At 37.8% G+C, this 21,630-nt stretch carries 20 protein-coding genes and 3 pseudogenes; 9 read left to right on the top strand and 14 right to left on the bottom strand.

Going from position 1 to position 21,630, the window contains the following annotated elements; all coding sequences use genetic code 11:
* Positions 1-1,273 precede the first annotated feature (1,273 nt).
* Positions 1,274-3,064 carry an ABC transporter transmembrane domain-containing protein gene (locus tag ACFIM8_RS03300; protein WP_375608442.1) on the bottom strand — a complete coding sequence of 597 codons (1,791 nt, stop codon included), beginning with the start codon at positions 3,062-3,064 and terminating at the stop codon, positions 1,274-1,276.
* Between the two features lie 190 nt (positions 3,065-3,254).
* Between ACFIM8_RS03300 and rpmE the strand changes: the two genes are divergently transcribed.
* The 5 genes and pseudogenes from rpmE (at position 3,255) to ACFIM8_RS03275 (ending at position 6,870) form a co-directional block, all read left to right on the top strand.
* Positions 3,255-3,476, top strand: coding sequence for a 50S ribosomal protein L31 (gene rpmE / locus ACFIM8_RS03295; RefSeq protein WP_005774581.1), 222 nt, complete (start codon positions 3,255-3,257; stop codon positions 3,474-3,476).
* Positions 3,477-3,985: 509 nt separating this feature from the next.
* Positions 3,986-4,246, top strand: coding sequence for a hypothetical protein (locus tag ACFIM8_RS03290; RefSeq protein ID WP_375608423.1), 261 nt, complete (start codon positions 3,986-3,988; stop codon positions 4,244-4,246).
* Positions 4,247-4,440: 194 nt separating this feature from the next.
* Positions 4,441-4,670 (top strand): annotated as a pseudogene (locus ACFIM8_RS03285) (ABC transporter); the annotation flags it as partial.
* Between the two features lie 741 nt (positions 4,671-5,411).
* Complete coding sequence (locus tag ACFIM8_RS03280) at positions 5,412-6,203, top strand: hypothetical protein (RefSeq protein WP_375608422.1); 792 nt, start codon at positions 5,412-5,414, stop codon at positions 6,201-6,203.
* A 190-nt stretch (positions 6,204-6,393) separates the two neighbouring features.
* On the top strand, positions 6,394-6,870 hold the full coding sequence (locus ACFIM8_RS03275; protein ID WP_375608421.1) for a hypothetical protein: 477 nt from the start codon (positions 6,394-6,396) through the stop codon (positions 6,868-6,870).
* Positions 6,871-7,392: 522 nt separating this feature from the next.
* Here the strand turns inward: ACFIM8_RS03275 and ACFIM8_RS03270 are convergent.
* From ACFIM8_RS03270 to ACFIM8_RS03220, 11 genes and pseudogenes are all read right to left on the bottom strand, one after another.
* Positions 7,393-7,959 (bottom strand): inositol monophosphatase family protein, encoded by a 567-nt coding sequence (locus ACFIM8_RS03270; RefSeq protein WP_375608420.1) that lies wholly within the window; start codon positions 7,957-7,959, stop codon positions 7,393-7,395.
* 103 nt (positions 7,960-8,062) lie between these two features.
* Positions 8,063-8,854 carry an inositol monophosphatase family protein gene (locus ACFIM8_RS03265; protein ID WP_375608419.1) on the bottom strand — a complete coding sequence of 264 codons (792 nt, stop codon included), beginning with the start codon at positions 8,852-8,854 and terminating at the stop codon, positions 8,063-8,065.
* An 11-nt stretch (positions 8,855-8,865) separates the two neighbouring features.
* On the bottom strand, positions 8,866-9,441 hold the full coding sequence (efp, locus tag ACFIM8_RS03260) for an elongation factor P (protein WP_375606557.1): 576 nt from the start codon (positions 9,439-9,441) through the stop codon (positions 8,866-8,868).
* A 462-nt stretch (positions 9,442-9,903) separates the two neighbouring features.
* Positions 9,904-10,257, bottom strand: a complete 354-nt coding sequence (locus ACFIM8_RS03255) for a helix-turn-helix domain-containing protein (protein ID WP_375608418.1) — start codon at positions 10,255-10,257, stop codon at positions 9,904-9,906.
* A 370-nt stretch (positions 10,258-10,627) separates the two neighbouring features.
* Positions 10,628-10,978, bottom strand: a pseudogene (locus ACFIM8_RS03250) (helix-turn-helix domain-containing protein).
* On the bottom strand, positions 10,939-11,121 hold the full coding sequence (locus ACFIM8_RS03245) for a hypothetical protein (protein WP_375606555.1): 183 nt from the start codon (positions 11,119-11,121) through the stop codon (positions 10,939-10,941). The pseudogene ACFIM8_RS03250 and the gene ACFIM8_RS03245 overlap by 40 nt, the downstream one beginning before the upstream one ends.
* Positions 11,122-11,317: 196 nt before the next feature.
* Positions 11,318-11,716 (bottom strand): hypothetical protein, encoded by a 399-nt coding sequence (locus ACFIM8_RS03240; RefSeq protein WP_375606554.1) that lies wholly within the window; start codon positions 11,714-11,716, stop codon positions 11,318-11,320.
* A 627-nt stretch (positions 11,717-12,343) separates the two neighbouring features.
* Positions 12,344-12,711, bottom strand: a pseudogene (locus tag ACFIM8_RS03235) (helix-turn-helix domain-containing protein).
* 607 nt (positions 12,712-13,318) lie between these two features.
* Positions 13,319-14,362, bottom strand: coding sequence for a tetratricopeptide repeat protein (locus ACFIM8_RS03230; protein WP_375606553.1), 1,044 nt, complete (start codon positions 14,360-14,362; stop codon positions 13,319-13,321).
* Positions 14,363-14,921: 559 nt separating this feature from the next.
* A complete protein-coding gene (locus ACFIM8_RS03225) occupies positions 14,922-15,326 on the bottom strand; it encodes a helix-turn-helix domain-containing protein (RefSeq protein ID WP_375614510.1) in 405 nt (134 codons plus the stop codon).
* Positions 15,327-15,665: 339 nt separating this feature from the next.
* Entirely contained in the window at positions 15,666-16,031 is a 366-nt protein-coding gene (locus ACFIM8_RS03220) for a helix-turn-helix domain-containing protein (RefSeq protein ID WP_375606549.1), read from the bottom strand.
* A 334-nt stretch (positions 16,032-16,365) separates the two neighbouring features.
* Here ACFIM8_RS03220 and ACFIM8_RS03215 point away from each other — a divergent pair, with 334 nt between their 5' ends.
* Both ACFIM8_RS03215 and ACFIM8_RS03210 read left to right on the top strand, forming a co-directional pair.
* The gene (locus ACFIM8_RS03215; protein ID WP_375614509.1) at positions 16,366-16,716 is read left to right on the top strand and encodes a hypothetical protein; all 351 of its coding nucleotides are present in this window, start codon (positions 16,366-16,368) and stop codon (positions 16,714-16,716) included.
* The gene (locus ACFIM8_RS03210) at positions 16,716-17,003 is read left to right on the top strand and encodes a type II toxin-antitoxin system RelE/ParE family toxin (protein WP_375614508.1); all 288 of its coding nucleotides are present in this window, start codon (positions 16,716-16,718) and stop codon (positions 17,001-17,003) included. The genes ACFIM8_RS03215 and ACFIM8_RS03210 overlap by 1 nt, the downstream gene beginning before the upstream one ends.
* 273 nt (positions 17,004-17,276) lie before the next feature.
* On the opposite strand, the gene ACFIM8_RS03205 is transcribed toward ACFIM8_RS03210, so the two are convergent.
* On the bottom strand, positions 17,277-18,017 hold the full coding sequence (locus tag ACFIM8_RS03205) for a TIR domain-containing protein (protein WP_375614507.1): 741 nt from the start codon (positions 18,015-18,017) through the stop codon (positions 17,277-17,279).
* 310 nt (positions 18,018-18,327) lie between these two features.
* Positions 18,328-18,990, bottom strand: a complete 663-nt coding sequence (locus tag ACFIM8_RS03200) for a thiamine phosphate synthase (protein ID WP_375606546.1) — start codon at positions 18,988-18,990, stop codon at positions 18,328-18,330.
* Positions 18,991-19,354: 364 nt separating this feature from the next.
* Between ACFIM8_RS03200 and ACFIM8_RS03195 the strand changes: the two genes are divergently transcribed.
* A complete protein-coding gene (locus tag ACFIM8_RS03195) occupies positions 19,355-20,497 on the top strand; it encodes an OpgC family protein (RefSeq protein ID WP_375614506.1) in 1,143 nt (380 codons plus the stop codon).
* Positions 20,498-20,677: 180 nt separating this feature from the next.
* Positions 20,678-21,196 (top strand): DUF1465 family protein, encoded by a 519-nt coding sequence (locus ACFIM8_RS03190; RefSeq protein ID WP_375614505.1) that lies wholly within the window; start codon positions 20,678-20,680, stop codon positions 21,194-21,196.
* The last annotated feature ends 434 nt before the right edge of the window (positions 21,197-21,630 follow it).

Raw genomic sequence — 21,630 nt, 5'->3', positions numbered from 1 at the left:
TTCTGTTTTCCGTGAGGAACAAAATCCCATTAAAAACGGAATAAACAAAAGTGTGAAGCAATAAGCAATCTCCATTATTTAAAAAATATTGCTCTAGATACTTTTGTACACGTTCCTATCATCGTTAAAATGCCTTCTTAAAGCACAACAGGAGGTGCTATAAATGAGGGCTGTAAATATAAATGATGGGATTGTGGGTCTTGGGGATGAGAAGATGGTGTCCAATCAAAGCACTCTATCCTTACTTTTATAGGCTATGACTGGAAGAGAGAGCTGGAGAGACGATTTGTGAGCAAAGAGAAAGTGTTTTGAGGTTGTTGTGTCTGCAAGGAGAAAAGACAGTGGTCGTGGTGATATTTACAAACAATAAATTTGATAAAATTTTACAATTTTGCCAAAAGCGGGTTTATTACAAAAGCTGTTGCTCATACGCGCTCACACAAAAATTATAGAGACACCCAAAAACGCTAAAAAAATCTTTGCTCTTTTTCAATAATAAGAATCTGCAAACAATGTTCGTTTTTTAAAAGAGAATAAAAGGATACTTTTACAGATGAGAGAAGCGTATTTATAAATTACAGCTTGTCATGATTTTCGGTAAACACTATTGTTTAGAGCGCTGAGATAGAGGGCATGAAAAATTTTTCATATTAATTTTTTTTAAAGAGTGGGGTAAGTTTTTAGGGTAGAATCTATCAAGTAAGCTGCATAAGGGACTCAAGCAAGCGAGCACCATTATTAATCTTTGCCAGCGTATATTCTTTTGTCAGCGCTCCAATGTTGTGACAGTTCTTGGAACTTAAAGGGGCAAGAGAGGTTCTTGCTCCTTTCTTGTACAGTTTCACTCCACACGCCAACCCCACTTGTGATGCGCAAGCAAAAGATTTTGTTTGATTCACTATGAGAGTTCAGCATAAGAAAATCCTATGGTATTAGGATTTCTCACGAAAAATAATAAATTATCTTTATAATAAACAACATGACGGTTTTATTATGAAGAGAGTTCTTTATACACCTTAATCATAGAGATTAACTTGGCATCGTTTTATATTCTGTACATAGAAGCGTTTTTATAAAAATGATCTAACTTATGCAGAAAAAAGAACAACCTGTAATTCAAAAAGAAACTGCCTCAATTCTTGCTCCTCTTTTTCATCTTAATTCTTATCCCTCTTTTTTCCATGAGCCCTTAAATTAATAATCCTCTGCCTGTAAAGCGCGGTATTCACGCCCAAGTACTGCTGCCCAAGTACTGCTCTTGTATCAAGATCACTCACTCAGGTGAAAATTGGAGTTTTGCGAGATAGGCATAAACGCCATTTTTTGCCACAAGTTCGGCATGGGTTCCTTCTTCCACAAGAGCGCCTTTATCCATTACAAGAATACGATCTGCTTTTAAAATTGTTGCCAAACGGTGCGCAATGACCAATGTTGTTCGATTTTGCATCAACCCGTCTAAGGCGTCTTGCACCAACTTTTCACTGTTTGCATCCAAAGCAGATGTTGCTTCATCAAGCAGCAAGAGGGGTGCATTTCTTAAAATTGCCCGCGCAATACCAATGCGTTGTTTTTGCCCCCCAGAAAGCATGGTACCGCGTTCTCCTACTTGCGTATCCAAGCCATCTGGTAAAGCTTGAATAAATTCAAGTGCATTAGCCGCTTTAGCAGCAGCAAGGATTTCCTCTTCATGGGTATTTTCAGTTCCAAAAATAATATTATCGCGCAATGTTCCATCAAAAATGGCGACATCTTGTGGAACATAGGAAATTGCACTGCGTAAATCTTGTAAAGAAAGGCGATTAATTTCCATGCCATCCAACCGAATTGTTCCACTTATTGGATCATAAAAACGAAGGATCAAAGAAAAAATGCTGCTTTTTCCTGCTCCGGAAGCCCCAACAAAAGCAACCGTTTCACCTGCTTTTACAGAAAATGAAAGTGAGCGTAAAACCTTCTCTTGTGGTCTAGAGGGATAGGTAAAATCAACCTGATCAAAAACAAGTTCACCTCGAACAGGTTGCTCTAATGATAAAGCATTTTTAGGAGCTACAATAGCAGGTTTTTCTTGTAACAATTCGGCAAGCCGTTCAGCAGCGCCTGCTGCTTGGATTAATTCTGCTCCCAGTTCCGATAATTGCGCAAAAGTAGAAGCTCCAAAAACCGCATAAAGGACAAATTGTCCTAAGGTCCCTCCTGTCATCGTTCCATTCAAAACATCACGCGATCCAATCCATAAAACAGCAACCACACTGCTAAAAACCAAAAAAATTGCAAACCCCGTAAAAAAGGAGCGCAAGATTACAGAAGCACGTGCTGTTTGAAAAGCACGTTCTATCAATTGTGAAAAACGTATTGTAACGAGTTTTTCAGCGGTAAAAGCTTGCACAGTTCGAATAGCGCTTACCTGTTCTGTAGCGACAGCATTAGCATCTGCGAGACGATCTTGCGCGGCACGTGTACGCGTACGAACTTTACGTCCAAAGACCACCAAGGGAATGGCCACGATAGGAATAGCAGCCAGAACCAGCAAAGATAATTTAGCATTGGTGATCACCATCATCACGACAGCTCCGATCACGATAATCAACTGACGCAAAGCAGTAGAGGCGGTCGAACCAACGGCTAATTTTATTTGTGTTGTATCGGTTAGAAGCCTTGAAACAATCTCTCCTGAATGTGACCGATCAAAAAAAGCAGGAGAGAGTCTCATAATATGAACAAACACATCACGCCGTAAATCGGCAACAATCCGTTCTCCCAAGGTGATAACACAGTAATAACGTCCAGCTGAAGCAAATGCGAGAAACAAAGCTAAGATAAATAAAATTCCGAAGTAAAAATTGATATGTCCATGGCTTGAAGTAGAAAACCCATGATCAAACATTTGTCGGATAGCCACTGGCAAAGCTAATGTGATCAGAGCAGCAACAGACAAAGCAATAAAGGCAAAGATAAACAACCAACGATAGCGCAAAAGATAAGGAACAAAAATTGCAAGCGAAGAGAATGAAGATTTTTTATGGGAAGATTTCGTAGATTTTTCTGAATGATAATGTAACATTATAAAATTTCGCTCACTCTATTAAATGATTTATAACACTTGATACAATGATGTATCTTGAACACTTGTTTTTTGATGCGTGCTCAGCTATAGAAATAAATACTTTAAATCAGTGTATCAAAAAGACAAAGGAAGCGCACTTAAAAAAATGAGTAAGTGTTCTTTCATTCTATAAACGCAAAAGGTTTGACGCATGAAAGCGAATATTCATCCCAACTATCACAAAATTACCGTTGTAATGACGGATGGAACCCAATATACGACGCGTTCCACTTGGGGAAAAGAAGGTGATACCCTTAATCTAGATATTGACCCAAGAACGCATCCAGCATGGACAGGTGGATCCCAAACACTTGTAGACCGTGGTGGTCGTCTTTCTAAGTTCAAAAATCGTTTTGGTAATATTGGCATGTAAAAGCCTCCTTCTTATGGGGTACAAAAATTTTAAACAAAACGATTGCAAACGATGGTTTTTTTATCCTGTCAAAGAGTGCACTTTAAATATTAATTCAAAAACGCATCCAACAGAAAAAGATAGGTCTTAAACCCTTATAAATCGTAGTGGTTGCGTTTTTTAAATTCAAAAATCATTTTGAAATACACGCATACACCTCTTCTCATAGCGTATAAAAATCTCAGATAAAACGATTGCAAACAGTTCATCTTTTTTGAATTGAAAATACCCATGAAGAAGAAATTCTTGCTGCCGCTAAAGCGGACAATGCACTTGAATTTATTAAATCCCTACCAAACGACTTTGATACGCAAGGAAGAGAACGCAGTACCATGCTTTCTGGAGGGCAAAGACAACGCATTAGTGTTGTATAGGCGATTTTAAGAAATGCACCTCTCTTGTTGCAAGCCAGCACCATCACACACTTTGCCAGCTCAGAGCAATATCTTTTAAATAATGGAGATTGCTTATTGCCTCACACTTGTTTATTCCGTTCTTTAATGGAATTTTGTTTCTCACGGAAAACAGAACGCCGTTTTGTTACAGTTTCACAGGCTTATTTTAAAGATATATCTCTCAAAGAGCACCCAAATCCATTTCGCGACGGCATCCATGAATGCTATAACGGTAAAGCTATTGTGCACCTGCATATTTACGCTTATGAAGAAGCAAGCCAGCACTATCACACACTTTGCCAACTCGTGGATGTTGTTACAGCCCTTAGCACTTGAGACGATTCATGAGAGGCATTTTAAATCTTTTCTTAATAGTTTTTTTATTCACGCGGACTCTCCCCGCTTGGTACGTGCAAGAAACATAGTTTTGATTGATTCACCATGGAACCGATTTGAAATGAGAGAATCCTACGGTATTCGGGATTCTCATTCAACATACAAGACAATGAATTATTATTATAAATCAAAGTATACTACTTGATGAAGCAACATCTGCTTTGGATGAAAACAGTGAAAAGTTGGTGCAAGATGCCTTAGAAGGGTTGATGCAAAATCGTACAACCTTGGTCATTGCACATCGTTTGGCAACAATTTTAAAAGCGGATCGTATTCTCGTGATGGATAAAGGCGCTCTTGTGGAAGAAGGAACACACAACTCATTATAAAAAATAATGTTTATGCGCATTTGGCTAAACTGTAATTTTCATCTGAGTAAGTGATCTTGATACAAGAGCAGTATCTTTAAGGGCATAAACAGCACTCTTTTCAGACAGGCTTATCAATTTGAAACTCTCATGGAAAAAAGAAAGGCAAGCTTTAAGGTGTTTTTCTTTTTTAACGGGCTGTTCTTTTTTCTGCCTGAGATGAAGCATTTTTATAAAAATACTTCATTTGTGTACAGAATATAAAATAATATCCAGTTAAATCGCTATGGACTATTAAGATGTGCAAGGAGTTCTCTTCATAACAGCACTGTCACGTTGATTTATAATGATAACGCATTGTTTTTCATGAGAGATCATGAATACCATAGGATTTTCGTATTTCAAATTTGGTTATGTTAAATCAGTTAAAACCATGTCTCTTGCATATACCAAGCAGGGAAGATTGCGTGAGGTAAACACTTTAGAAAGAATAAGTCCTCTTCATGAAGCGTCTCAAGTTTTAGGGGCTTTAGGCGTTTGAGTACTTTGAACCAATATTATGGGAGTGCATTTTAAGAATTATAAGGCTTTTCTTTAAAGTGCATAAAGCATAAGAGCAATACAATTAAATACAAATTGTTTTATTTTACCAATAAAAATATCTATATTTTGTGTATTATTTTTATTAAAATATAATATGTAGTGATTTTCAAATCAGATATACACGTAATGACACAATATCGAGGGATCGATAAAAGAGCTGCGTTAAATGTTGGTGAGAATAAAAGAAGGCAAGAATGAGTGAATTGGGCGAAGTGGTAATGGGCTTCATATTACTGATAGTCATAGGGGCAATCGCTATTATAGGAATGGTTATATTAAACTATCTTTTTGAGGTTGTGGCAGAGGTTTTTGTGGAGGTTATGAAAAAGGTGTGGAAAGGATTCGGAGATACAATTTTATTCATTATCATACTCGGTGTGCTTTGGTTTTGCGAATTTTCAATGGAGACTTTGTTAAGTGTGGCAGTTATAGCCTATTTTGTGGAAAGTTTGATGCTGGCGTTCGCAAATAGCCATAAAAAGCAATTAATTGAACAACTTGAACAGTTTGAGAAATTACTGCAGCTAAAAGATCGAGAGTGCGCGATATACCACGATATTATTGCACAATGGGAACAAAGGCTTGTTAAAAAAACTCAAAAAATATCGCCAAAATGGATTAAACAATGGGATGAAGAAGCAAAGCATTGGGAAAGAGATTTACTGGAGATAAAAAATCCTGAACATTGGCTATCTTCTGAATCGAGCGGACAATGGCCTTTGATGGTAAAAGATATTTGTATGCAAGGATATGGAGAAGCGTGGTTTTTGCATGAAAAGGCGCTGACAAAAGAACTGACTGATGAACATATCAAAAAAATAAATGCATTCATAATCACTTTTAAGAAAACTTATCTCAAAGCAGTGCGATTGATGAGAAAGAATAGGATCACTTTGCAAAAGTTTGTAGATCCTCTTACGAAAAAAAACGATATAAACATACAATGTTGTCGCTTCATTGGTGTTTATATATGGTTGATAATATGATTACGGCTGAATATGAACAGCAACTACAAAAAAAGGCTTCAGGATACTATGAAGAGTTAAAGTCTTTGGAAATTTATTATGAAGATATACAGAATATGAAACGCTAGAAGAGATACTGTCTTGTTGGTATCTTAGTCTGCCTAGAGATGCTAAATTACTATGCATTCGTAAAAGAGAGCTTCTAGCATTATTGTATGATATTTCCAGTGCTTATAAAGCGGCAAGAAAAACTTTTATTTACTATAAGCAGCTTATTGATACGGTAAAAGAAGGATATATGGCCTTTGATAAGGATTGTTGTTACTCCACGGTTAAAAGGGCAATGGAGGTTTGTAGAGAGAAAGATAAAGAAAAGAAAAAGGGGTTGCGTATTGCTAAAGAGACTCCAACATATGAAAAAGCCTATAAATTAGGAGTCATAGAATGGATGAAGTGGTCAAGTAAGAAATGTGATAATCAATGGATTTTTTGGAAAATGCTTGTCAAAATAGGAAATTCAAAAGAAAAATTAAAAATCATTTTTGGTGATAAAAAGGTAAATGCACTGGAAGAGGCTATCAAAAAAGATCAAGAACAGTTCGTGAGCGAATTTCAAGAAGCAATTCTCGAGAACAAAAATGTGCATTTTTATAAATCTTATGCCTATCTGATACATACTTTAGAATAATGCTGAAAAGAAGAAGAAGCTGATAACAATTGTATGAATCGGTGAATTTACTGAAACCTCTGTTATCACACGCGGTGGTGAAACATATTGATAAGCAGTGAGAGTAATGTACAGCAGTTCTTACCAAAAAGGAGAGAGTGGGCTCTTCTAGAGTCAATTTTTTTGCGCGCAGTGTAAGAGTGATCTCTCAAGAGAAGTAGGAGAGGTTTTTGCCTCAGGTGCGATAATTGCTTTTTGGGGCGTTTGGTTATGATGTTTTTTTGTTTATTGCCTTTTTCAGTTTGTTTGCAGGGGAATTTGAATAACAGAAACGTCAATAAGGTAAGCTATTGGGGATTGCTTTTGTGGGGGCTTATAGCAAGTACATTTTTTGTTCGTGGTGATGTTTTTTGTCACTATCTCATTCGCGAGTTGCTATCGTTTTCTGTAAGAAAATTAAAAACTCTCTCTTCATGTGGTTTTTTAAGATTCTAAGGGTTTTGTAAAAAACTGTAAGAATTAAATGCCTTTTTTGAGGGTTTTTTATAGTTTAATGCGAATGTGTTTATTGCCGGCAATGATATTTTTTTTGCGAAATATATCGCTACCGCCTTCTTTATCGGTGACAAAACCACCGGTTTTGCGAACCATCAGTATTCCAGCAGCCATATCCCAAATTTGCAAGTTATCTTCCCAAAAGCCATCGGTTCTGCCAGAAGCAACATAAGCTAAATCAAGAGCAGCAGCGCCAAAACGGCGCAATCCAGCAACTTCCATCATCACATTACGTAATTCAATAAGATAGGTTCCATGATTTGGGCGACCAAAATGAGGCATACCTGTGGCAATGACACAATCTTCTAGTCTGCGTCGAGCAGAAACGCGACAGCGCCGGTCGTTAAAAAAAGCACCACACCCACGTTCTGCGGTGAAGAGTTCATCACTCACGGGATTGTAAATGACACCAGCAACGATTTTTCCTTGGCTTTCTAAGGCAATGGAAACAGCAAAAAAAGGAATGCCATGGAGAAAATTTGTAGTACCATCTAAAGGATCAACAATAAAACGATGTTGTGAATCTTCGCCAATGATTTCCTCAGACTCTTCCATCAGAAAACCAAATTTGGGGTGTGCTTTGCTTCATTCATTGATAATATTGTTTCCGCTTTGCGATCTGCTTGGCTGAGGTAATCTGTTGGATTTTCTTTAAGGCTTAAATGCCTTTTTTGAGAACTCTTTCTAATTTTAGGCGAATGTGTTCATTGCCGGCGATAATATTTTTTTTACGGAATATATTGTTGCCGCCTTCTTTATCAGTGACAAAACCACCGGCTTCACGAACCATCAGTATTCCAGCAGCCATATCCCAAATTTGCAGGTTATCTTCCCAAAAGCCATCGGTTCTGCCAGAAGCAACATAAGCTAAATCAAGAGCAGCAGCGCCAAAACGGCGCAATCCAGCAACTTCCATCATCACATTACGTAATTCAATAAGATAGGTTCCATGATTTGGGCGACCAAAATGAGGCATACCTGTGGCAATGACACAATCTTCTAGTCTGCGTCGAGCAGAAACGCGACAGCGCCGGTCGTTAAAAAAAGCACCACACCCACGTTCTGCGGTGAAGAGTTCATCACTCACGGGATTGTAAATGACACCAGCAACGATTTTTCCTTGGCTTTCTAAGGCAATGGAAACAGCAAAAAAAGGAATGCCATGGAGAAAATTTGTAGTACCATCTAAAGGATCAACAATAAAACGATGTTGTGAATCTTCGCCAATGATTTCCTCAGACTCTTCCATCAGAAAACCAAATTTGGGACGTGCTTTGCTTAGTTCATTGAAAATAATTTTTTCCGCTTTGCGATCTGCTTGGCTGACATAATCTGCAGGTCCTTTCAAAGACACTTGCAAATTTTGCACTTCACCGTAATCACGTACCAACGAGCGTCCTGCTTTCATTGCAGCTTGCACCATGACATTCATGACTGCAGAATGGGCCATTGTTTATTCCTTTATTTATCTTTTTCATTTGCACGACGCAAATAAATCAACTCATTGGTGTCTACAATGATACGTTCACCAGCATTCATAAAGGGAGGAACAAGAATCCGAATCCCATTTTCAAGAATAGCGGGTTTATAAGAAGCTGTAACTGTTTGTCCTTTAAGTGCAGGATCGGCTTCAGCAATCGTGACAGCAACCTGATCAGGAAGTGAGATGCCGATAGGCTTTTCTTGATAAAGTTCAACTGTGACAGTCATCCCATCTTGGAGAAAAGCGGCACGTTCACCAACAAAATCCTTTTGGAGTTCAAGTTGTTCATAAGATTCTGAATCCATAAAGACCAAAGCATCCCCTTGTTGATAAAGAAAGGTGAAATCTTTTTGTTCAAGGCGCACGCGTTCAACTGTCTCAGCAGCACGAAATCGTTCATTAAGTTTTGTACCATCAATCAAATTTTTCATTTCAACTTGGTTAAATGCACCACCTTTTCCTGGTTTTACAGCGTTACATTTAACAGCAACCCATAAGCTCCCTTGATGTTCGATCACATTACCAGGACGAATTTCATTGCCATTAATTTTCATCGTTTCTATCCAATTCTATTCTTGCAAAAAGAACTCTCTTGTTGTCTTTATGGCACTTTTCTTTGCTGCCTTTAACAGTCAAGCTCTTTTTTTATTTTCGGGTTTACCCCCCCCTTGTTAGCCTTGCGGCTCTCTCCATAATCCTTGTATGCTCTTCATTGTCTTTGCTTATGGGCGTTGCAGAAAAAAGTACAAAAGGACCTTTATGTATTTTTGCTTTTCAGTTCTTTGCAAGACCATAAAAAGTGCTCAGACGCAAGCTTTTTAAAAATTTACACAAACATTTTTTGGGATTTTGGGAAAATTTATCCCGTTGTGTCGTAAAATATCATCATTGATGGCAATAATATAAGTTCCGTAAACATGAGGTATTTTTAATTGAGAGCATGTGAATACGGAGTTTATTATAGTGCCTCATGGGATAGAGCGTGGTGTGCGCTATCGTGTGATGTAGCTTGCATTTTAATCAGAGATCAGCTGTAAAATGGCTTTCTGTTTTATCGAGGTTAGGACTCTAAATTTTTTAAGCAGCAGATATTCCTCTGTACTTGATATAACTTCATCATAAGGGTACGGAGGCTGTGGTTTTGTTAAGATATCCGCATAGAAAAAGGAAACTGGAACATTGAGAATATCGGCAATTTCTTTTAAACGCCCTGCGCTGACACGATTTAAGCCGTTTTCATATTTCTGGATTTGTTGGAAGGTGACACCTAAATGTTGACCTAATGTTTTTTGAGATATCTTCAACATTTTTCGTTTCAAACGAATCTTTTTGCCAATGAAAATTTCATTATCAAGATTTTTGGCTCGCATTTTAAAGCCCCCTCCGAGTGCGAGCGCCCTCGCATGAGTATTCCGGGAGTCTAAAAACACTGAACTCAAATCAGCATTTTGCTTTTAGTGCTGAAAGCACTTGGACATAGCAAAATCTCCCGGAATTCCGGGATACCCGCAAAGCGGGGTCAATTCATGTTTGAGTTTTCGGGTTTTTAGATCCCTATTGGTCGTTGCGTATGCGACCAAAACACTTTTCAAGTCATAAAGTAATTTCGGGGGATTAGCAATAAAAATAGTTTTTTAATAAGAGTCGGCGTGTTTTTCGTCCAAGCAAAAAATGCCTAGGGGGGGCTGTTTTGTAAAATACGCATGAATGCTTATGAACAGAATGCATTATCACATAATGTTAGCGTATCTGCTCATCAGAGAGCAGCTGTAAAATGGCTCTTTGTTTTATCGAGGTTAGAACTCTAAATCTTTTGAGCAGCAGGTATTCTTTTGTACTTGATGCGATTTCATCATGAGAGTACGGGGGCAGTTGTTTTGTTAAGATATCAGCATAGAAAAAGAGAAGTGGAACATTTGAGATAGCGGCAATTTATTTTAAACGCCCTATGCTGACACGATTTAATCCGTTTTCATATTTCTGGATTTGTTGGAAAGTGGCACCTAAATGTTGACCTAATGTTTTTTGAGACATTTTAAGCATTTTTCGTCTCAAACGAATTTTTTTGCCAATGAATTTGCCACTGAAAATGTCGTTATAAGGATTTTTACCAAGACCCTAGAAAATGCTACACGGGATATAGAAAACTCTTCAGCTGCTTCAATCACAGATAGTCCAAGTTTTGCATTTACATCTTCGCGTAACAATTCGCTAGGGTGTGGGGCATTTTTCATTATTTTTAGTATTCTTCTTTTCTTAAATCTTAAAGCTATAATTTACACTATTTTGTATTGTCACAATCTATAATAAAATTTATCCACTCTGGCTAGAATGAGGGTTTTTATTGAGATGCAAATCTCTTTGCCTTTCGCAAGAGCTTTTAAGTCTTTACGTGTAAAATATAGAGAATGTTTACATTAAATAGCGGGTTCATTTGGGCTGAGTACTTATATGAGCACGTAGTTCTCCGTTCACACTATACTGAAAAAGAGACACTATAGTGCTACTATTTAATTTTACTCTATACCTCAAATTCACACCCATGTTTTGTTGCTTTTGAGGTTGATCTGTATAGATCACATTATATCCATTCCGTCGCAACAGATTGATAAATAAAGGAGTAAAGTTGTCTGCTGTATTATTTTTCTTTATAAGAAATGTGGTTGTAGCTGGTGGTAGAGGTCTCTTGATATAGCTAATAAATTTGTTAGCAACTAATTGTGCCTGACGCTTTGTAAGACTTTGATCAACATAATTTGATGAATAATTGCCTACAGATGCGCAACCAGCCACCAACACAACCGGTGACAGCAATAAATATTTTAACATCTTTAATTCCCCTTACTTATTGTTGCTCTTTATTTGCGAAGCTCCTCTTCCAGAAATAAGAGCAACTTTACTTATAGCCATTAACAACATATCGGTATCTAATCAATAGGTTAATTAATCAATGAATAGTGGTTTCAGCTGTAAAGGCTGCTTGAAGTGCTTCTGGTGGCGTATATTTTAATAAACTGCTGCTTTTAGTGATTATGATAAAAAAGCAATTTTTTGCGTTTGCATGTTAAGATCATGTCCTCTATCTATAAAATGATGCGTTAGGTTCTGTTTCAGATCGACCAAAAAAATTTTCAAGCATTGCTTTTTGAGGGCTATCTTTTTTTTAATACGTATGAATGCTTATTCTGTTTTCTGTAAAATACTATCGTTTGAGGTGTGGTGTTTGTAAGGCATCAAATTTTGTACATGTGATGTTTTTATGAGAGTATGTGGTGAATATTTGAGGGAGAGCTTGTCCGGATAATCTTGTGAAATGAACCACATAAAATGGGAAGCTAAAAGAGTTCTGTTCTGAGAAGACGGATTGTTTCCCAACTGGATAGGGAAGGGGCTTCTGTCCTTTGAGGGGTGGGAGGCAAGTTAAGAACAGAGAGTGTAGCGCCCTATATTATGATGTTAAAAGCTTTCATTTTGATCAGAGAGTAATTGTAAAATGGCTCTTTGTTTTATCGAGGTTAGGACTCTAAATTTTTTGAGCAGCAGGTATTCTTTTGTACTTGATGCGATTTCATCATGAGAGTACGGGGGCAGTTGTTTTGTTAAGATATCAGCATAGAAAAAGGAAACTGGAACATTGAGATAGCGGCAATTTCTTTTAAACGCCCTGCGCTGACACGATTTAAGCCGTTTTCATATTTCTGGATTTGTTGGAAAGTAACACCTAAATGTTAACCTAATGTTTTTTGAGACATTTTCAACATTTTTCGTCTCAAACGAATTTTTTTGCCAATGAAAATGTCATTATCAAGATTTTTGGCTCGCATTTTAAAGCCCCCTCCGAGTGCGAGCGCCCTCGCATAAGTATTCCGGGAGCTTGAAAATACTGAATCCGAATCAGCCTTTTTGCTTTTAGTGCTGAAAGCACTTGGACATAGCAAAAACTCCGGGAATTCCGGGATACCCAAAAAGTGGGTTCATTTTTATGTATCGGACCTTAGGGTTTTTAATCCCCGTTGATCGTTGCGTATGCGACCAAAAATACCTTTTAATATGTAAAGTAATTTCGGGGGCTTGGCAATAAAAAATAGTTTTTTAATAAGAGTCGGCGTGTTTTTCATCCAAGCAAAAAGAATGAAAAAATAGAGCTTTCGGAATTTTCGGAATAGCCTAGCTCTTTTGCTTATTGGATATCGTTTGCTTAAGCAAATGTTACCAGTGCGTTTTCTTTACCAATGAAAATGTCGTTATCAGGATTTTTGGCTCGCATTTTAAAGCCTCCTCCGAGTGCGAGCACCCTCGCATGAGTATTCTGGAAGTCTAAAACACTGAACCCAAATCAGCATTTTGCTTTTAGTGCTGAGAGCACCTAGACAGTGCAAAAACTCCCGGAATTTCTATAAATTTTGTCTTTTTGCAGCAGAGAGGAGTATTTTAAAAAACAGGAAGGAGCTTTATTGCTTCTTTGTGCGCTTTTTCTAGTTGTGTTTTGTCCATGCCTTGGAGCATTATTTCAAGATCAGGGGCTTGCATTTTTGCTTCCTTTGCGAGCATATACCATGCTGCTGCCATGATTATATCGCCTTTTGTTCCTGTGCCATCTCGATAAAGTCTTGCAAGGGAAATTTGTGCCGGCGCAATCATGTTGACGGCATTTCTTTGAAGTAAATGAAAAGCGCGGTGAAAATCTGTTTCTCCTCCACGTCCCTGTACAAGCCATTGCGCTAAAAGAAGTTGAGCTTCTAAGTGGTTGTTTTGAGCCGCTACCTCCATGAGCTTACGGGCATTATGATCATCCTTTGGTCGATTTAATGTGCCTAAAGACAGAATTTTGGCAGCAGAAACAGCAGCTTCAGCATCCCCAAGAGCAGCACCTTTTAAGTACCATTTTAAGGCTTGCTCGATTGCTTCATTTTCACGACTTTGGGAAGAAACACCAGGGAGAGCTTGTTTTTCACGTGAGGCTTTATAAAGAAGCAGTTGTCCATAATAAAAATAGGCTTCCTTGACGCCTGCATTGACAGCTTTTCGAATAAACTGTTCACCAAGATCTTGATTTTGTTTCATAAAATGACCATCAAACAACATAAGCCCATAGCGTAATTGTGCTTGAGGTTCCCCCTGTTTTGCTGCACGCTCAAACCATAAAGCAGCACGCGCACCGTCAACAGGAACAGCGCATCCTTCCATATAAATTCGGGCAAGAAGAGTTTGTGCAAAAGGATCATTTTTTTCAGCACGTCGGAGTGCTTCACGAAAAGCTTTTAAATAATAACCTTGGATGTAATAGTCATAGGCTTGGTCATAATCTCCAGCTTTTAAAGGCTGAAAAGGTTTTTGTGTGTTTGACGCATCTTGAACCGTATTGAAAGAACGTTCAAAACTTGAGAATTCTTCAGTATTTCCAGAAGAATTTACAACAGAATTTGCAAGCCCAATCATTCCTAAGATAAGCAGCTTAACGCTTCTCTTGATCATGGTGTTTTCTCCTCATTACCGAACAGAATTTTCACATTTTTCTTTCATCATATCAAGTATGAGCAAAGAATTATCTTGCGTAAAAATACTTATCTTCAAGGACATAAATTTATATTGCGGTTTTCTCTCCCGCATTAAAGTTGTAAAAGGCTGAAAAATCGCTCCCCATTTGAACAACAGCAAAAATTTCCATAGATCTCTGTCCACCACCTTGCTCATTGGAGATTACGAGGGTGAGAGTGTGGCTTTTTATCAGCTTTGTTACAATAACTTATTAAGTGAGAGGTTGTATATCTTGTTTTTGCCTAAAACACTGTTGTTTAGGACAGTGATATAAGGCGTAGTAAATTTACTATATCAAGTGTTTTGGGTGAATGTGATAAATTTTCAAGGTGCTTATCCATAAAACCCTATGAAGTGGACTACATGAGTAGTTAGCAGGAGGAACCCGCCGAGAGAAGCTGGACTGTTGATAGGCCAGTGGCTGGTAAGAAGCCCTATCCTTTGAGGTGTGGAAAGAAAGCCAAGAACAGAGAGTATAGTGCTCTGTATCATGATGTTAAAAGTTCTCATTCCGATCAGCGAGTAACTGTAAAATGGCTTTCTGTTTTATCGAGGTTAGAACTCTAAATCTTTTGAGTAGCAGATATTCTTCTGTGCTTGATGCGATTTCATCATGAAGGTATGGGGGCTGTTGTTTTGTGATGATATCCGCATAAAAAAAGGCAATGGGAACATCCAAGATATCAGAAATTCTCTTTAATCGTCCTGCACTGACACGATTTAAGCCGTTTTCATATTTCTGGATTTGTTGGAAAGTAACACCTAAGTGCTGACCTAATGTTTTTTGAGACATCTTCAACATTTTTCGTCTCAAACGAATTTTTTTGCCAATGAAAATGTCGTTATCAAGATCTCTGGTTTGCATTTTAAAGCCCCCCGCCGGTCGCGAGCGCCCTCGCATGAGTATTCCGGGAGCTTGAAAATACTGAACTCAAATCAGCCTTTTTGCTTTTAGTGCTGAGAGCACCTGGACATAGCAAAAACTCCCGGAATTCCGGGATACCCACAAAGTGGGATAAATTCATGTTTGAGTTTTCGGGTTTTCAAGGCCCTATTGGTCGTTGCGTATGCGACCAAAACATCTTTTAATTCATAAAGTAATTTCAAGAAATTTACAATAGAAATTAAAATAGTGTCTCTTAACGTGTCGTTTCTTAAAACAGAGAGGTGGCATGTTTTGCCTTCAAGCAATAAAGTATTCACAAGGGGAGCTTTGAATAGCGCATGCTATCGCGTGATATTAGCTTGCATTCTCATCAGAGATCAGCTGTAAAAAGGCTTTCTTTTTTACCGTTGGTAAAACTCTAAATCTTTTGAGCAGCAGATATTCTTCTGTGCTTGATGCGATTTCATCATGAAGGTATGGGGGCTGTTGTTTTGTTAAGATATCCGCATAAAAAAAGGCAATGGGAACATCCAAGATATCAGAAATTCTCTTTAGGCGCCCTGCGCTGACACGATTTAAGCCGTTTTCATATTTTTGAATTTGTTGAAAAGTGACACCTAAGTGCTGACCTAATGTTTTTTGAGACATCTTCAACATTTTTCGTCTCAAACGAATTTTTTTGCCAATAAAAAGATCAATATTAAGATTTTGAGATTGCATTTTTCCCCGCCGGTTGCGAGCGCCCTCGCATGAGTATTCCGGGAGTCTGAAAACACTGAATCCGAGTCAGCATTTTGCTTTTAGTGCTGAGAAGCACCTGGACATAGCAAAATCTCCCGGAATTCCGGGATACCCACAGGAGTGGGTTTATTTTTACGCTCGGATCTAGGGTTTTCAGTTCCCTTTTGGTCGTTGCGTATGCGACCAAAACATCTTTTAATTCATAAAGTAATTTCAGGAAATTTACAATAAAAATAGTTTTTTACTTACAAAATTTGTTTTTTTATGAGAGGCTATCTGCCTCTTAAACCTTTCTGGAATGATTGTCAAAATCATGACAACAGCCCCGTGTTTTTTGAGAGGGGTAAAAAGCCTTAAGTTTCAAGATCAAAAGAACTTTGGACGCTTAAAAGTTAAACATTTTCAATTCGCTAGTATTGACAACATAGCCAAGAGTAATTATCTTCAATATTCAGGAATAGAAAGGACATATATTATGAAGACCACCCTTTCTCCGCTAATTTCAGAGTTCGAAACCGTTGAACAGGAAAGCAGCTACACTGCATGGCTGCGCGATAAGGTAGCGAGAAGTCTTGCAAATCCATATCCTCTTATTCCGCATGATGAGGTTATGGCTGAAATGGAAGTTATAATCAGTCAGCTTGAAGCTGAACAGGACAAGTGATGCTTCCGGTTGTTTGGTTGTCTTCGGCGCGCGACGATTTGCGTCAGATTTTAACTTATATTGCTCGCGAAAATCCATCTGCTGCGCGCCGAATGAAAAGGTTTTTGGAAGCATCCGTACTGCCATTGGCTGAACATCCATATTTATACAGACAGAGTGAGAAGGTATCAGGATTACGAGAAATTGTAGCGCATCCAAATTACCTTATATTGTATCGAGTAGCTGCAAATCAAATCGAAATTGTAGCTGTAGTACATGCCCGACGTGAATTTCCTATTTTTCTTTAATCTAATGAGAGGCTGCCTCTTAAACTTTGCAAGTCCATCAAAATTATGACAACAGCCCCGCGTTTATCAAAGAGACTAAAATGATTTCTTTCACGGTAATGAATTCACACGCGGTCTCTTCATTTAAATTTGCACAATTGCTTGCTGTTTGAAAAAGGGTGAGGGTAATCGTTTCTTTGAGCCTATAGAATGGGTGTGTCTGTGGCATGTGGTGGGGTGCCTTGTAGTTTTAGGCGTGCGCTTAAAAAAAATAAACATAAGCATTATTCAAATTTAACGTGATGCTGTAGCAAATTTTTTTGCATCTAAATTGTAGCCAACTTCACATAGTCGATCAAAAAGATCCGGAAGTGTTTCTTTTACGTGTTCATTAAAAGGAATGTATTTAAGCCCACCAAAATCTGAAGGGAGTTCAAGGTCTTGTTTTTTTAGAATAGCGACATTTTTGCGAGAAAGTGCAGCGGTTAACATGCCCATTTCGAAAATAACGTTTTGTCGTGCACGAAATTGTTCTTTTTTTTCTCTGTCAGATCTAGCATAGCCTATATCATCGGGAGTAAATAGTACAATACCAAATCCTATAGAATCTTTACAAGCTTCTTTTTCCAAAATTTCAATGAGGGTTAAACCATTACCACCAGTATTTTTTAAGATGTATGGTTCGAGACCAAGCCTGCGAAGAATAAGTTCAAGTTGCTCTAGAGCAATATGGTCATGGCCATGAACGATAAAGATTTTTTTATTTGAAGGATTGGAAGCAGTTTTTGAGGAAGGAATCGTTGATGTTTCTTCTAGATGCTTTGCTAAATCTTCTGTTAGCTTTTGTTTTATGTTTTCTTTGCCTTGAACTTGAAGTTTTCCTGTGCTTTTAAACCAATTAATAGTGCCTCCTTTGGAGGTTTTGATCTGATATCCTTCAGGGGATGGATGTGATAGAGGTTTAGTTTCTTTGATTTGATATCCAGCTTTGCAAATTATGTTTTTAAGATCTTCAAACGTTCCGCTATATCGCATTGTTATGTCCCCTGCATATTTGTATCGTCAGCTATTGGTATTCAGTACCAATATTGAAAATGACCATTTTCCCCAATCATAATGCTTTGTCTTTATAACATTTTGAACTAGAAAGTTTTTATGATCCTTTTCTCTATATATTATGTCAAAAAAGATGCTAGCTTTTTCATCTCATTTGATTGAATTATTAAGCAGTTTTATTGAGTTTCGAGGTATCTTCTTTATCTGTTATTGTGTGTTCTATATAAGTAATATAGTGGTGAGTGTTCGGATTTGTATTAACGCTCTATTTATAAATTCTCCTCCTATATTACAAGGGGGTTTTCTCACATTTTTCTTGCATTGTTTTAAGCAGTATTAAGGGGTTGTCGTTCCCGAAAATGACTTCTTCTACAGCAATGAATTCACATCCAGTCTTTAAGGCTTCATCAAAGGTTGAAAAATCACTCCCCGCTTGCACAACAGCAGGGATTTCCATAATCTCTGCCCACCATGTTGCTAACTGGAGATTGCGGGGGTGAGCGTGCGGCTTTTTATCAGCACCGAGTTTTCCAAAGAACAGGTAATCAACACCTGTTTCCGCTGCAAGCATAGCACTATGGCGATTGCGTAAATTGCCAAAGCCTATGATTTTTTGTTCCTTTTGCTGATTTTTGAAGCTTTCAAGAGCGTTAAGATCATCTTCTATATGCAATCCATCAGCCTTTATGCGCCCAGCAATGCGGCTGTCATCAGCGATGAGAAGGGCTGCGTCATGATGTTGAATATCTTCTGCGTAAATTTGCGCTTGTTGTTGTAAAAAAGAGCTATCATCTTTCAACTTTTCAGAATCATAGAGGATGACGCATGCAAAAGACTTTGTTTGTAAAATTTGCTGCAAAAATGTTTGTGGGGTGTTGCGCCGAACATCAAGTGTTAAAATCAACTGAGGGAAAAGAGGTGGATCAATTGGTTTATTTTTTTGTTGTGTCATGTCAAATCCCTGTTTCTTAGAAAAAATAACGCTTAAAAATTAAAGTTTCATTCTATTATGCTTATTTGTGATGAAAGTGACCACCATTTTCACGTAATTTAAAGGATTTGTGGGTGTGTGGAAGCCTGCTTATGAGAAATGAGAGTGTTTTTAAGCATAATATGTTGCCTTTTTGCTGTGATACACGTATGGACGCTTTTCGTTCTTTTGCCTTTAAAAAACTTTTGCCTTTTAAAAAATAAACGCTTAAAATGAAACTTGACACTTAAAAATTAAAATTTCATCCTGTTCATGCTTGTTGGCAATAAGGGTAAGCGCCATTTTATAGGACTTCAAGGGGTTTGCAACGTGTGGGAGTCCACTGATGAAATACCAAGGTGTTCTTGAGCATAATACTCAACCTTTTCGCCGTGATACACGTATTGATGTTTTTCGTTCTTTAGCCTTATTGACGATTTTCATTAACCATATTCCCGGAACGATCTATGAGTCTTTTACTCATAGAAATTTCGGTTTTTCTGATTGTGCAGAAATATTTGTTTTGCTTTCAGGGGTTTCTCTGGGGTTAAGCTTTCATGCGCGGTTACAGCAAAAATCCTTTGCTTTTATTATCCGAAAACTTTGGTACAGAGCTCTGCAGCTCTATGGTGCATATCTTTTTACGACTTTTGTAACTTTAAGCCTTTTTTTAGGGGCATTTTTCTTATGGCGAACAGAAAAACTTTTATCAATGAACAATGTAGGACTCTTTTTTAAAGAGCCTGTTATCGCATTTTTGAGTACCTTAAGCTTTGGCCATCAATTGGGATATAATAATATTCTTCCTCTTTATATCGTTTTGATGTTTTTTGCGCCTTTTATCCTTTATTTGAGTTGTAAACAGACAAAATGGCTGCTTTTGGGCTCCTTTACACTGTATCTTATCTGCGGATTTTATAAAATTGCTCCTCCTTCTTATCCTTTAGAGGGAAAGTGGTTTTTAAATCCTTTGTCTTGGCAATTCTTATTTGTCATAGGATTGACCAGTACTTTAGCGCTTAAACAAGGAAAAAAAATCGCGTTTCAGTCTTTTTGGATTGTTTGTGCGGCAGCGTATCTCTTGTTGGCGCTGTTATGGGTTCGCTTAAACTGGTGGGGCATTTTGGGCTGGCTTGGCTGGTCTTCCCCGTTGATGAACTTTAATAAAACCTTTTTAAGCTTGCCACGTTTACTTCATGTTCTTGCATTAACCTTTCTCATTTTTTCTTTGCCACATGTCAATAAATGGTTTTATGTCTCTCTAAAACATCCTTTAGCAATTTTAGGAAAACATAGTTTACCGGTCTTTGTAACGGGAACCATTTTTGCGATGTTTGGACAAATTGTAAAAACAGTGATGACAGAAACGGTTTTTTCCGATACCTTCTTAATAATAACGGGTATTGCTTTGCAATTTGGAGTCGCTTATTATTGTGAAAAACGGCAATCTTGGCAGTGGTCCTTTTCAAGGAAAATGATCCGTTTATAAAAAACATTCCTATAGTGTTTGTTTGGCGCGTTAACCTTAGTATAAAAAGCGCGTTGCGCAAAAGATTTAAAAGAGGTAGCAATTTTAAAAAAAAGCATTCTATACAGCAATAAAAGAAACTTTTTAATCCTCTGTTCGTTAAGAGGTATGATTTTGTGCTGATACTTGGAGTATAAAAGCGTGAGCGTACATAAACGTCCATATGATGAACCTATTATCATGATTGAGCATAATGCTTTTGAAAATGCTTTTAATCGTCTCTATGAAGAAACAATGGCGCTGATTGAAAAAACTGCAGCATACATTGACTCAGAAGGGAAATTAGTGGCACGTTCCCTTTCAGCAGAAGTTTCTGCAATCTATGCGAAAGAGGCTATGTATTTAAGTACACGACTTATGCAAATCGCTTCTCAACTCCTTCTTCTTCGAGCAGAGCGCGAAGGGGAAATGTCATCAGAACAAATAAAAAAGGAAATTGTAAAAGTATCTCTTCATACACCGACATTGGAACTTGAAACCCATCATTGGCATGAATTGCCAGAAACTTTTCGCCAATTTGTTTCTCATTCATTGCGTTTAGAAGCGCGCATAACCTATTTGCGTGCTGGGTGGGAAACTGCGGCCTCCTGTACCTTAGAAGATGATAATCCAGTAGGAAAACAAATCGAATTGCTCAAAACAGCCTTTGGGCGTTCTTAGAGGTACTCCCCTTATTTTGCGCGAAGGGGAAATATCATCGGAACAAATAAAAAAAGAAATTGTAAAAGTGTCACTTCATACACCGACATTGGAATTTTTCCCTTTTATTGGCATGAATTGCCATAAACTTTCCGCCAATTTATTTCTCATTCATTGCGTTTAGAAGCGTGCATTTTGTTTCATTTAGAGATGCTGCTGTAGTTTAAGCGCTTTGGTCAATAAGCGGCCGCTGTATCTTGAACGATGATAATCCAGTGGAAAAATAAATCGAATTACTGAAAACAGCTTTTGGGCATTCTTAGAGGTACTCCCCTTGTTTTGCGCGAAGGGGAAATATCATCAGAACAAATAAAAAAGGAAATTGTAAAAGTGTCACTTCATACACCGACATTGGAATTTTTCCCTTTTATTGGCATGAATTGCCATAAACTTTC

Source organism: Bartonella sp. AC535YNZD (assembly GCF_042196625.1).
Classification (GTDB): domain Bacteria; phylum Pseudomonadota; class Alphaproteobacteria; order Rhizobiales; family Rhizobiaceae; genus Bartonella.
Note: the sequence above shows the minus strand (reverse complement) of the source record. Positions and strands in the feature narration are given on the sequence as shown.